The 14,054-nt window shown below is 35.3% G+C and carries 12 protein-coding genes; 1 reads left to right on the top strand and 11 read right to left on the bottom strand.

Features of this window, described 5'->3' with window-relative positions:
* Nucleotides 1-872: 872 nt before the first annotated feature.
* The 11 genes from BLR11_RS13215 to BLR11_RS13165 form a co-directional block, all read right to left on the bottom strand.
* Nucleotides 873-1,535 (bottom strand): GntR family transcriptional regulator, encoded by a 663-nt coding sequence (locus tag BLR11_RS13215; protein WP_091653017.1) that lies wholly within the window; start codon nt 1,533-1,535, stop codon nt 873-875.
* Between the two features lie 654 nt (nt 1,536-2,189).
* On the bottom strand, nt 2,190-3,353 hold the full coding sequence (locus BLR11_RS13210) for a UxaA family hydrolase (RefSeq protein ID WP_091653014.1): 1,164 nt from the start codon (nt 3,351-3,353) through the stop codon (nt 2,190-2,192).
* A gap of 109 nt (nt 3,354-3,462) precedes the next feature.
* Nucleotides 3,463-3,762 (bottom strand): UxaA family hydrolase, encoded by a 300-nt coding sequence (locus tag BLR11_RS14540; RefSeq protein ID WP_091653011.1) that lies wholly within the window; start codon nt 3,760-3,762, stop codon nt 3,463-3,465.
* A gap of 46 nt (nt 3,763-3,808) precedes the next feature.
* On the bottom strand, nt 3,809-5,086 hold the full coding sequence (larA, locus tag BLR11_RS13200; RefSeq protein WP_091653009.1) for a nickel-dependent lactate racemase: 1,278 nt from the start codon (nt 5,084-5,086) through the stop codon (nt 3,809-3,811).
* A gap of 62 nt (nt 5,087-5,148) precedes the next feature.
* Entirely contained in the window at nt 5,149-5,454 is a 306-nt protein-coding gene (locus BLR11_RS13195) for a metal-sensing transcriptional repressor (RefSeq protein WP_091653006.1), read from the bottom strand.
* 106 nt (nt 5,455-5,560) lie between these two features.
* On the bottom strand, nt 5,561-6,835 hold the full coding sequence (locus BLR11_RS13190) for a nickel pincer cofactor-dependent isomerase, group 22 (protein WP_091653004.1): 1,275 nt from the start codon (nt 6,833-6,835) through the stop codon (nt 5,561-5,563).
* Nucleotides 6,836-6,908: 73 nt separating this feature from the next.
* A complete protein-coding gene (locus BLR11_RS13185; RefSeq protein ID WP_176763004.1) occupies nt 6,909-7,445 on the bottom strand; it encodes a redoxin domain-containing protein in 537 nt (178 codons plus the stop codon).
* Nucleotides 7,446-7,549: 104 nt separating this feature from the next.
* Complete coding sequence (locus BLR11_RS13180; RefSeq protein ID WP_091652998.1) at nt 7,550-8,740, bottom strand: mandelate racemase/muconate lactonizing enzyme family protein; 1,191 nt, start codon at nt 8,738-8,740, stop codon at nt 7,550-7,552.
* A 97-nt stretch (nt 8,741-8,837) separates the two neighbouring features.
* The gene (locus tag BLR11_RS13175) at nt 8,838-10,115 is read right to left on the bottom strand and encodes an MFS transporter (protein ID WP_091652996.1); all 1,278 of its coding nucleotides are present in this window, start codon (nt 10,113-10,115) and stop codon (nt 8,838-8,840) included.
* A gap of 768 nt (nt 10,116-10,883) precedes the next feature.
* Nucleotides 10,884-12,161 carry an MFS transporter gene (locus BLR11_RS13170; protein WP_091652993.1) on the bottom strand — a complete coding sequence of 426 codons (1,278 nt, stop codon included), beginning with the start codon at nt 12,159-12,161 and terminating at the stop codon, nt 10,884-10,886.
* Between the two features lie 234 nt (nt 12,162-12,395).
* Nucleotides 12,396-13,625, bottom strand: a complete 1,230-nt coding sequence (locus tag BLR11_RS13165; protein WP_091652991.1) for a mandelate racemase/muconate lactonizing enzyme family protein — start codon at nt 13,623-13,625, stop codon at nt 12,396-12,398.
* A gap of 193 nt (nt 13,626-13,818) precedes the next feature.
* On the opposite strand from BLR11_RS13165, the gene BLR11_RS13160 reads away from it, so the two are divergent.
* On the top strand, nt 13,819-14,054 hold a 236-nt coding region (locus tag BLR11_RS13160), incomplete at its 3' end, for a UPF0236 family transposase-like protein (RefSeq protein ID WP_176763003.1).

The raw sequence follows: 14,054 nt of genomic DNA, 5'->3' as shown, positions 1-14,054 counted from the left end.
TCGCTACTTACCTTTTCGGAGTTTTGATGGCTTTTTCCTTTTTTTACTTTTGCGAACTTAATTGTACTCTATCTGCACGGCTGCCTTGTAAATGTCTAGATTATGCTCTAATGCATATTTAATACTCCGCTGCATTTCACAAAGAAGTTCTCCTCGAAAGATTTTAAACGGACATTTTCTTCTTGTCCAAAACCAAGAAAGCATTTCAAGATGAATGATGAATATAGATATAAATTTCCGGGACTTCAAGACAAATTCAAGGTAAGCGTCACATAGGTTCGCTTACAATTCAAGGGAACATCCCATTTGAATGTTCCCCTGAAAAACATACCACTATGAAGTTGCCACAACATTTAACATCAAGCCAAATTTTTAATTAAAAGAAAAAAAATCATAATTTATCCTCTGACATATCACCGTTTTCTGGATTTACCAACAATGGTTCTGAAGTAACAACAAAAAATCCGACAAGAAAACAATCTGCTCAAAATGTTGTATTTAGCGATGAGGGATATTACCAAAAGATGAACGGGCAACGACCTGATTAGAGCAAGATACATACACAACCCGCAGTTTATTTTGCAGGCCGTATGCCAAATTTGACAGTGGCATGCCTTGGTTGTTATATTGAAACAAGCCAACGACATCGCCGCTAACTCGTATGTTATTACTATTTTGCACCACTAACACAGCTATATTTTCTTGGGAGTAGCACTGTTCAGCAAGTTTATATTCTTTTCCCCATATTAACTTCGTATTCCGCCACTACCTCTTGCAACATAAACAAGAATGAAGGATAAGACTGCAATACCGCCTCATTTGTTATATTTAATCTTGGCAAAAATACTTCCACATGTTAGTAAAAGGTTTTATTATATGCCCTTGTTTTCTATTACATTTTGTACTGCTTTCAACATCTCTAATTTATGTTTCCGGCAAAACAATTCAATTTTTCTAGGATCTTCATGTTTTTTCAACATCTTAATGATTTGCTTATGTTCGGCAATAGATTCCGTACCTCTACAAGGCACAAAAGTATAAATGGAATTTCTCACCCGAAGCAAATTTTCCCATAATTGATCTAATATTGTTTTTAAATGAGAATTTCCACAATATCCATAAATTGTTTTATGAAATTTCATATTTAACTTACCAAATTCTTCAAGACTAAGTTCATTAATAGCTGTAACCATGAGATTATTAATTACTTCAAGCTGTTCAATATCTTCATCCTTTAGATTCTTCGAAGCCATAGCAGTAGCTGCTCCATCTAAAATAGCAAGCATTGTTTGTATTTCTGTGTATTCACTTTTATCAACTAATTTAACTACAGCTCCACTATAAGGAATAATTTGAACAAGATTTTCAGCTTCCAGTTGTTGAATTGCTTCTCGTACAGGAATACTACTTAAATGTAATTTTTTTTTTATTTGATCAATAACAAGTCGATATCCCGGGCCAAATGTACCATCAAAAATATTTACTCGAATATACTCATATGCTATTTTTTTTTTACTAATTCTTGCGTTTTCCATAGAAATCATTTTCTCCTAGTGTATTAGTAACTTGAAATCTCGTTATTTTATATCCAGATCAGCTCATTTCCTCAGTCCACTAAACAAAAGTTTCCATACATGCTTCAGTCATCGGACCAGATCAAGTAAGATATTTTCACAATCTCATGTACATTCGCCGATGTAACTATAATAGTTATGTATGTGTAAATTAAAAATTGTAACAGGAGTAGCTAATACGTATGTGTTTATTGTACCACATAATGATATAATTGTTTACTCCTATTAATTCTCTTTTTTTAGCGTTTTTCCTAAGAAAAATAACATGTATTAAATAAACTGGAAACTTAATCATATGTAGGTCTTTGGGTAATTGGTCAAACATACTTGTCCATTACTTTTAGTCATAAGAGTACTGCAACACAAAAGAAATAGTCAATTTCATAACAATTACCATATTTCATAGGAGATTTGGAAAACCAGTAAATGAGCGCTTACATAGTACTGTAAAGTCTACGCTAGAAGTCAAGTGTTAATCATTTGATGAAGTTAGTATTAATTATTGATAATACAATAAAATTACCGGAAAGCACTATAAAAATTACTTTCAAAAAGAAAAAATACCCCACGTTTGACATAAAGTGAGATAATTTTCATAAAACTGACGATTCTATCTTATATCACAGGACCTAAACAATGAATATCAATTGCACTAAAATACTGAATGGCTTCATTTTTAGTCATTTCCCCATTCAGTACATGTAACATTTTAACAAATGCTTCTTCGCCTACTTCTTCAATGGTTTTTTCACCAGTGATAATGCATCCGGCATTTAAATCCATATCATTTTCCATTCGCTGATACGTATTAGGATTACCACATATTTTTATAACAGGCATGCTGGGAAAACCTTGCGGAGCTCCTCTTCCTGTAGAAAACAGCATACATTGTGCACCGGTCGCAGCCATACCCGTAAGAATTTCTGGTTCCCGACCAGGAGTATCTTTGATCCATAAGCTTTTTTGAGTAGTAACATGTTCAGGGTATTCCATAACACCCTGAATGGGACGAGTACCGCTCTTCATAATAGCACCTAAACTTTTTTCCTCAATACTAGAAAGTCCACCAGCTATATTACCTGGAGTCGGCTGCCCTTTACGCATGTCACATCCTATACTTTTAGCACGTGTTTCCATGGCATTGACTATTTGGAAAATTTTTTCCCCGACTTCCGAATTCACAGCTCGCCGAGCTAATAAATGTTCCCCTCCTATAAATTCTGTTGTTTCCCCAAAAATTACAGTAGCACCTAAATCTACCATTTTATCAGCTATATAACCAATGACACAATTAGATGCCATTCCACTAGTTGTATCAGAGGCTCCACATTTAATAGACATTACCACATTGGAAATATTGACTGGTTCACGTTGTAGCCCTGATACCTCGATCATTAAGCGACGTGCAATATCTGTGCCTTGTTGAATAGCATTAGAAACACCGCCAAGTTCTTGAATATGAATAATTTCTATATGTTTTCCTGTAGCACATAATTCAGAATACATACGTTCATGATCCGTTCCTTCACAACCAAGGCTCACAATAAGGACAGCCGCTACATTAGGGCTGCATCCAAGACTAATTAACGTATCAGTAACTCGCTCCAAATCAGGAGGCATCTGACAACATCCTTGATGATGAAGATAAGTAACTGTTCCTTGTACTTGTCTACAAATAGCTTGTGCCACGTCATTCGCACATGTAACACTAGGAACTACTGCCACATAATTTCTAGCTCCCACTTTTCCATCAGATCTAACATATCCCATGAAATCCATTAATTACCATCTCCTCGTATAAATTAGTATCTACTTGGCAAATATAATGTAAAAATAATAAAATAATGATCCACCAGCTTAGCTGCTCGTTTTTCTTATGTAAGCAGAACTAGTCTAAGTCTCCGCGTCCACGCATACTATCTAAATTATGTATATGTACGTATTCACCTTGCAGAATTTCAGCTGTAGCAACACCAATTTCTTCACCATATTTGATAATATGTTCTCCTTTATGAATATCTTTCACAGCAATTTTATGTCCATAAGGTACATTTCCTATAACGTGCATTCGTTCTATTTTCCCTACTTGATCTCTAATTTCTACTTCCGTTCCATTAATAATATCGTTTGCAAAAACAGTAGCTACATTATCCTTATTATTAACTTTAAGCGCCAACTTCAATACCATTATTATCTCTCCTCTCTTTTATTCTATCATTATTAAAATTATCAGACTATTGCTTTATTGCCAAAACACTTACGCCATCCGGAATAACCACTACACTAGCCTCAGTACCTTTAATACGATATGCAATTGCTAATGCTTCATCTAAGGTTGCAGCTGGAATCATGTTGGCTTTACGTACTTCCTCATGAGGGAGAAAAGTAGTAACTAAAATAACTGGATGTTTTTTTAGGATACGAGCATAAATCTGCGGACACCACTGTTCAGGAATTGTCTCATTAGGTGGAATTTTTGAAAGATATTGATCTATTTCATTCACAGTACCTTTGGTAATTAATTTAGCAAAATTTGTCCCCCCCATTCCATCAACGCAACTACAACACATAATAATTACACCGTTTTCCCCAGCACACGCTTCTGCCGTAGCCACTGCTTTTGGACTTTGATAGAGATTTTGATCTAATGGATATCCTCCGTTACTTGTAACAACAATATCACCAATAACACTTTGGCACTGAGACCACTGTCGAATAAAAGCTACTCCCTTTGCATGAGCTTTTTCCAAATCGCCAGACCAAGCGGCAATTACTTTCTTGTCACCGTTTAAAGCTACATTAAATATAAACTGCACATTGACCTTACGAGCAGCATAAACCATGTCTTCATGTATAGGATTATGTTCCAAAATACCTGTATTTGCATAAGGACTTGCTATTGCTTTATAACTGTGATTTTCATTAATAGTCACCTGTGAACAAATTCCCGGTAAAATACTTTTTCGGCCTCCCGAAAATCCTGCAAAAAAATGTGGTTCAATAAAACCCTCGGTCACTAAAAGATCACATTCTGCTGCAAGTCTATTTACGCTGAAATCCGCCCCCGAAGGAAGCGTGCATAAATGTATAAATTGTTCTGGTATAAAAGCATTGTTAATAGCAATTTTCTCACATTTCACAATGTCATCACCAAACATTATCCGTTGCTCTTCTTTCGTTGTAGCACGATGTAAACCAGTGGCAATCAAAATTGTAATATCTGCATTTGGATTACCGGCACGTATTTCCGATAATAAAATTGGCAATGTAATCTTACTCGGAACTGCTCGAGTATGATCACTAGTAACTACTACAATTTTCTTTTTACCTTTAGCTAGTGTACAGAGACGAGGCGTACCAATAGGATGTTCTAATGCATCTTGTATAATTTGTTTTTCGCTCTTACCTGGATCGTATTGATGTATCTTTGCTGTTATTACAGCTTTAAGATTTTTATCGTCTACATGAAGATTCATAGTTGAGTGATAATAAGGAATTTTGATAGTTTTCATTGCATATCTCCTCGTATAATAAATTTCGTAAAAATTTATATATTTTGTTTCGATTCACCGTATTATCGTATAAACATATCCAACGCTCTGTTTAAACGATCAATAGCTTTTATATCATTTTTATGAACAGCATCAACAATACAATGATCCATATGATCTTTAAGCACAACTTTACCAACACTTATAATTGCCGAATTAACAGCGGAAAGTTGTATCAATATCTCACTGCAATCACGGCCATCTTCTACCATATGTTTAATAGACTCAACATGGCCGCCGATCTTTGCTAAGCGATTTGTTATAACTTTTATCTGTGTATGATAATGAATTTGACCATGCATAAGCATAACTTCCTCAGATTTTAACATATCATATACCTCATGTTGATTTTACCATTTCGCTTTAGTTAATAGGTATACACTATGTTGATTATATTACATAAAATGTAGCAACTTATACCTTCCCATCTTTTCCTCAATGCTTCCTTAAATTCCCATCTTGATCAAAAGTCCATTTATATGGTTGACCAATAACTTCCAAATTCTTGTTTTGTTCGATTTCTGAAATAAGGTTTGCAGAAATTTCCAATTCGTTCATACATAATGTATTTTTAATTCTAACTATTGTAATATTTTCTTTATCCATTCTATTGCTGCATTTAATACATGCCTGTATAGCCTGTTTATCATTTTTAAGCACGATAGGAATCTTAGATGTATGAGTTACCGTAGTCGTTAAAGAATTAGCATATGTTTGTTCAGGGCTGAATTTATGAAATGCCCGTTCCGTCGTATAATCACTTAATCCTAAACCATTTGCTCCACCATGAGATTCATTTGTAATATCTAAAATTGCCATTCGTTTAAATTCTGGCAATCCCTCAATTTTATAAGGAAATATTCTACCCAATATATTAGGGTCAAAACCTGTTCCACTAATATTTTTCCCAATTTCATCAACAATCATCACATCAAACGATTTAAAATATAATTGAGAACATAAGGATTTTGCTTTAATTAACAATTTGGGTTCTTGTTCTTGTATTTTATTTGTCGGTACTACATCAACTTCACAAGTTTCATGATATGCATTTTCCAACAATGCAACACCACATAAAATATTAGCTTTAGTTAAAGCTACATTTGCAATATCAAGAATATTCTTAGCCATCGAATCAAAACCTTGACTATGACAAATATCGGCTCCCTTTTGTTTCCCAAGTCCAATGACAATCATCTTTTGTAATCCACTTTCAACAAGGCCATGAAAATTTGTATGCGGTTTAATACGATTCACAACAATAGTCCAATCAGCTTCCCATGCATTTTTATCAAAATACACAGGAAACCCGTATTGAGATACACCAATCTTCACAGGTTCGATATCTGAATAAATAGGTGCCCCCATAGTCTCCTCGGTAATTCCCCGACTAGCCAATACATCTATTTGTCCCTGTGCTGTTGCTCCACCATGACTTCCCATAGCAGGAACCAAAAATGGAACACCACCCGCTTGTTTTACTAAACTTATAATAGTTTTCAAAACAAATGGCATGTTAGCAATGCCCCGACTACCCGCAGTTATAGCTATTCTCTGACCCTGTTTTACTTGAGAAAAAACCTGCGATTGTATAATTTTTTTTCTGACTGCATCATCAATATTATCAATTTTAGGCCGAGGAAAATATTGTTTGACTTTTATCATTGGAGGAATAACAATAGCATCCAATAGTTGATCTATAATATTCATTACTATGTTCTCCTTAAAAATTCACAAAGTTTAGTATGTATTGGGATTTTCAATTTATACAATATATAATTATTTACAGTTCAGCTATAAGTTTATTGGGGGATGGCGTATCTGCTATATCTTTACCATAGTATGCATATACAACAATATTATCATCACGAATTATAAATACAGCAGGTTTTTGTAAAGGATTCCCTTCTTTTTCCCCTTTAGAAAGATTCATTTTTTCCACCTGTTCTAACTTCGTGAAATAACCCGCAGTTTCTACTTCTTCATCTGTCCGCATCGGCAATACCGAATTTTTTTTGTAAAGTTCCTCACTGGGATCACAAATAATAGTAACTGCCTCATTGTTTACAAAATGGTATTGTTGAACTGTTTCAGGAGAGGATTGTACAACAATGAATATCTGTGCGTTTTTAGTGTTAAATTGTTCATACATTTTTTGCATCTGTATAATATCATATTGGGTAAAACGGCATCCTATAAATCGCAAAAACATTAAAACAGTGTTTTTACTTTTAGCACGTTTATAGAACGTTCCATTTTTCGCAAATACATTAGTAAATTCAAAATCAGGAAACAAAGTCCCTACTTTTACCTTTGACATAATCATACCTTCTTTAATTCTGCAACGAAACCAAATGTATTATTTGGTTTCGTTACAGCTACTTATTTAAAAACAATATACAAAAATTATCTTATGAGTATGTATTATTTAACAGTCTCAACAATAGACGCTTTTATTGTTTCTTCTGTCAATTCTTGTCCAATACCCGGTAAATCAGGTACTTCATAATATCCATGAATCGGTTGATAATTATATTTACACGATTTTGTATTAGCTTCTAAAAGTGCATACCGATGAGTTTCGTGTATTTGAAAATTAGGAATAGCTGCTTCCATTTGTAAAGCTGCTGCTGTCGAAATAGGTCCTCCACAGATATGTATTTGAACAGCTACGTCATAAGTATGTGCCATGTCACATACTTTTTTTATTTCCGTAATACCTCCACAAGTACAAATGTCTGGTTGAATAACATCGACTGACCCATTTTCAAAAAATGGACGATAACCCCACCGTGTATAAATACGTTCCCCGGCTGCAATCGGTATGTTAACATGATCAGCTACTTTTTTCATTTGTTTAGGATTTAAAGGCATAACCGGTTCTTCATAATAATATACCCCAAATTCTTCAATCATTTTTCCGAATTGAATAGCTGCTGTTGTATCAGTAAAAGCGTGCATTTCTACAATAACATCAACATCTTTCCCGACTCTTTCCCGAACTGCCTTTAAACGATTATATCCCAACCTTAATACATTATCAGAAAGAACTCCATTTAAATTACGTTGATTCCAGTTTGCATGTTCATCCATAGCAAGAACATCGACTTTAATAGCATCATATCCCTCTGCAACTGCAGTAGCTGCTGTTTCCGCATATTCTTCCGGCTGTACTAACATGGATTTGTTATTTCCTTGTCCCCATCCGAATTGTAATTGACTAGCATATGCCCGAATTTTACTACGTGTTTTACCACCAAGTAATTGATATACTGGCGTATTCAAATACTTTCCTTTAATATCCCACAACGCAATATCAATACCACTCATACCAGCAGTTACAACAGTACCACCACCTTGTCCCCAAAAAGTTTTCTTCTGCATTTTATTCCAAATTTCTTCGTTATGTAACGGGTCCATTCCAATGATAATGCTAGCTAAATCTTTAGCCATTCCAAAACCAGCCGAAGCCCCAACTCCATAGGCCATGCCTACTTCGCCAAAACCTGAAATGCCTTCATTCGTGTTAATGCGAACTACAACTGGTCGCCACTTGCTGGTTGCAGACGCAAAATCATTTGCCACATCAATAATATCAACACTCGTAATCTTCATGAATATACATCTCTCTTTCAAAAAATTATATTTTATATGTATATATGCTATGTATAACATATAAAAATCATAATAAATATCCTAAATCACTTATAATCTAATATTTTTTCAACATCAGGAAAAGGCCAGAAATCATACCTATCACGCCTCCTACCATTAAGCAATACATGCCACTGTTATAATTACCTGTAATACCAATAAAAAATCCCATAATAATAGGTGATAATGACGAAAAACCAGTCGCTATACCATTCATGGTACCAGATGCAGTCGACAATACCCGGCTAGGTACTAATCCCTGCATTAATGTCCATGCAATGGGAGTCGCCATTACTGTAAAGCCAACAGCACCAGCTAAACAAATACCTGAAAGATATTTACCAGGAACTATGACAGTAAGATATAAAAAGATAGTTCCTACTAACATTGCCGAAAATAATAATGGAGCACAACGACCAATTTTATCACTAATATAACCATTTAAAATTTTAGTAAAAATACTAACAATAAACGGTAACGAAGCCATCCAACCCATTTCAACCCACGAAAATCCCTTTGCCACTTTTAAATACGCTGGTATCCAAGATATGAGACCCCAATATACAAATTGTAAACACACATACCAAATTACTAAAACCCAATAATGGGAATTAGCAATCATTAATTTCCATCTTTGAACCAAAGGAATTTTTTCGCTATCAGCAAGAACTGTTTGCGTTGTTTCCATTCCTTTTTCAATATAAGTTAATTCTGCTTTATTAACACCTTTATTTTGTTGCGGTCGATCTGTTGTACAAAACCAAAACAAGCATAGCGGAATTAATGTAAGGACAGCACACAAATAAAAATTGGCTCTCCATCCAAAATAAGACATAACATATATAAGCAATGGCATGGCTATTGCTGGTCCTATCGCTTGTCCTATACACCAACAAGCATTAGCTCTGCCTCTTTCATGGACAGGAATCCAATTTCTAACGAACAAATTTTGTTGAGGGTAATACGTACCTTCACTAATGCCCAAAATAATTCTTCCAATAATAAACATCATAAAAGTAGCAGCAACTGCACTAAATATTATTGATATCAACATCCCAATAACACATATAGTCATCATTATTCTTGGTCCTAATACATCTCCTAAAGTTCCTAAAGATATATTGGCAATACCATAAACTGCTAAAAAAACAGACATCATCATGCCTATTTGTACTGGTTCTCCTTTAATTCCCATTTCTAAAAGAAATGGATCATTTGCAGCTAAAACGGATACATTAACTCTATCAAAAAATGCAATTGCAATACCTATAAATAAACAAAAAATAATAAGAAATCTTCGTTTTGTCGGTTTTTCATTTAAGATAGTTTTTACCATTATGTATTCCTCCTATTTACTTTTTATTCTAATCGTATACGATTTCATATATAATATGATATATTTTTTAGTTATAATTGTCAATATATTAATTAAATCATGACTATTCAGCATTATATAATTACTAATAATGTTTTTTAGTCACTACTTAAAATATTGTATATTTTATCCCGTCGAACCATCTTGCGCGGAGACTCGGACACGCTTTTATAGCAGGACTGAGGCACAATATCAGGTGAACTGATACAACATGATGTTATTAATTCCTACTGAATTCAGAGACTTTCAATCCATACCGCCTTCTTATGGAAATAGTACCATCGATAGAGTTAAATGCAATAATTTTCAATTCAGAACACTTGATTTCCAATCTTCCGAAACTGCGATTTCATCGCCAAGAATATTCAGGTTGTTTTAATGTGACTGGAAGTAGCAATTTTAGTCCAACTCAAATTTGTCAATTTTGCCCGATTCTAACATTTTCAATAATACTTGAATACACAACACATCTTTACCAAATAAAAAAGCTCCCCCAGTCCGTATACATGAAATACTCTCATCAGTTAGATTTTTAGACCTACCTGATGAGAGTTAGCTTAACATGCTGGATTAGAAAAGCTTTTTCGTTTATTTGGCTGCAAGACTCAGGAAGTAAAGAATAGAACCAGAAACTATTCCGGAAGAACTATACCTACATTATCATTTGATTTAATAATCATTGCATCTGCATTCATTGTAAAATGAAATATTCTTGCGCTATATAAAATATTAGTATTTTTTTAACACTAAAATAGAACCTGTTGCTATGCCGATGACCCCACTAACTATTAAACAATATATTCCACTATTATAATTACCCATTGCACTAATAAAAAAGCCTATAATAATCGGCGATAATGCTGAAAATCCATTTGCAATCCCATTCATAGCGCCGCCTGCAGTCGACAAAACCTTAGAAGAAACTAACCCGCTCTGTAACAATGTCCATGCCGCCGGAGTTCCCAACGTAACGCCACCGTAACCCAAGGCTAAACATACAGCTGAAATGTATTTCCCAGGTATTACAATAGAGCCATATAAAGAAACTGTTCCCACTAACATCGCCGCAAACAATATAGGAGCACAATGACCGATTTTATCACTCAGGACCCCTCCTGCAAACCTGGCAAATATACTAAGAACAAAAGGCAAGGATGCCATCCATCCCATTTCTGCCCATGAAAAACCTTTTGCCATTTTTAAATATACAGGCATCCATGTCGCCAACCCCCATCCCATAAATTGGAGACACATATACCAAATTACTAATACCCAGTAATGCGCATTAACAGACATAATCTTCCATCGTTGAAGCAATGGGAGTTTTTCCTGCTCAACAACAGCATTATCCGTTTTTTCCATACCAGCTTCAATATAATCTAATTCAGCTTGACTCATACGCTTATCTTGCCGCGGTCGATCTGTCGTACAAAACCAAAATAACGCCAACGGAATAATGGTCAGAAGAATACAACAATAAAAATTAGCTCTCCATCCCCATTGTGAAATAATATATGCTAATATTGGCATGGACAATGCGGGGGCCACTCCTTGTCCTACAGTCCACAATCCATTGGCCAGTCCTCTTTCCTTTACGGGTATCCAATTTCGTATAAATAAACTTTGTTGTGGATAATATGCGCCTTCACCAACACCTAAAATAGCTCTGCCGATAAGTAATACCATAAAAATTGTTGCAATACTGCTCACCATTACTGATACAAGCATGACTGCCACACATATGGTCATCATTTTTCTGGGACCGATCACATCTCCTAACGGCCCTAAAATTACATTGGCCAAACCATATGCTATTAAAAAAATGGACATCATCATCCCAATTTGCACCGGCTGGCTTTTTATCCCCATTTCAATAAGAAATGGATCATTGGCAGCTAAAAGCGATACGTTAACCCTATCTACATATGCAATGGCAATACCAATAAATAGACAAAATACAATAAAGAATCTTCGTTTTGCCATATGATTATTTAAAACCTCACTCATTTTTCACAGCCTCACTTTCTTAATTTAAAATCAGAACAGAGAATGAGCTTGCTTGATATTATATATAAGAATTAATATTTCAAAATAAGCATTATCCACCGAAAGGTATGAATAATACACATCGTAACAAACAATGGCAGGCTGCCATGATCAACTTCCAAATCCACCATAGCAACCTATCATTATATGATGCTAATCAGGAGAATTTTTGCTTCACAAAATACTCATCGTTTACTATTTGTACATATCCGTCTTGGTTGAATTGATGCCGGCTTCAACATGGTCTGTAACTGTTACATGTTTTAATGCCGTCTGAATAGCATAATCTGACAATTCTTGTCCAAGCCCCGGCAAATCCGGGCATTCAAAAAATCCATTGATCGGTTGATAGTCATATTTGCCCAATACAGCAATATCATGCTGCGTACTCCTAAAGTGATGTTCATGAATCGAGAAATTCGGAATTGCCGTTTCCACCTGCAATGAAGCAGCTGTAGAAATCGGCCCCCCTGCAACATGAATCTGTACTCCGCAATCATAGACATGCGCCATATCGCAAACTTTCTTTGTTTCAGTAATACCACCGCAATTACACACATCTGCTTGTACTAACTGAACAGTACCCTCTTCAAAAAACGGAACATACCCCCATCTGGTAAAGACCCGTTCACCTTCAGCTTTAGGAGTGCTAACTTTATCTCGTATCTGTCGATGCAATCGATGATTAAGTGGTCCCGTTGTTTCTTCATAGGCATAACAATGATATTTATCTACCAACTCACCAATCTTAATAGCAGAAATCGCATTTGTTCTATCGTGATTCTCTACGATCAAATCGATATTGCCGCATTCCTTACGAATGGCCTTCATCCGTTCTTCAACCGTTTCATATAATTCCGGTGAAATAAACCGTTCTGTCTCTTTTAAAGTAGTGGGGCGTGCATTTTTATCAAAAGAAACAAAATCAATCTTCACAGCTGTATATCCTTCCGACATAGCATGCTGAACAATTTTGACATAATCTTCCGTACTACCATAAGGTCCCATCATACTCGTCCATCCAAATTGCAGCTGAGAAGCGTAGCAACGGAGTTTGTCATTTTGACGCCCACCGATCAGTTCATAAATAGGTACCTGTAACGCCTTGCCTTTGATATCCATAAGCGCAATATCAATAGCACTCATGGCTGCATAGAAAATCGCGCCACCATTCAATCCCCAGAAAGTATCCCGAAACATACTTTCCCAAATTTTTTCAACTTCAAACGGATTTTGCCCAATAATCATATGTGACAAATCTTCTAAACATCCAAAAGCACCTGTAGCTCCAATTCCATAAGCAATTCCTGCTTCTCCATCACCATAAATCCCTTCATCGGTATAAACACGGCAACATACCGGACGTCTGCTTTTCTTTTGTGCACCTGCATCTAATAAAAAAATATCTGCTTTTGTAATTTTCATTTGATATCTCTCCTCATATAATCTCACATAATAAGAAATACAATTTTGCTTACAAGTATATGAATAAACACAATCGGTCTTGTCTTCCTTAGTGTAAAATAGTTCTCGGTAAGATATTGCAAAAAAAAGAAAAGACCTAGATAATAGATATATTGCCTAGCCAGCAAAATATATCACAACCGAAGGTCTTCTCATGGAATATATTATAGCAGAAATTATCAAAACAATAAAGGAATCCGATACCGCGATCATACGCGAAACAAAATTATTGCAGCTGTTTATGCGGGTTTTCACAGAGGCACTGGTGTGTGCGTTAGAAACGATGGATACAGAATTGGTGGAACAGTACAAGCACCAAGGGTATCAGATTGAACGACGGGATCGCCGTACGATACAAGGACTATTCGGCACCGTTACCTATCAGCGCCG

The organism is Megasphaera paucivorans, assembly GCF_900103535.1.
Classification (GTDB): domain Bacteria; phylum Bacillota; class Negativicutes; order Veillonellales; family Megasphaeraceae; genus Megasphaera_A; species Megasphaera_A paucivorans.
This window is presented reverse-complemented; position numbering and strand designations above follow the sequence as displayed.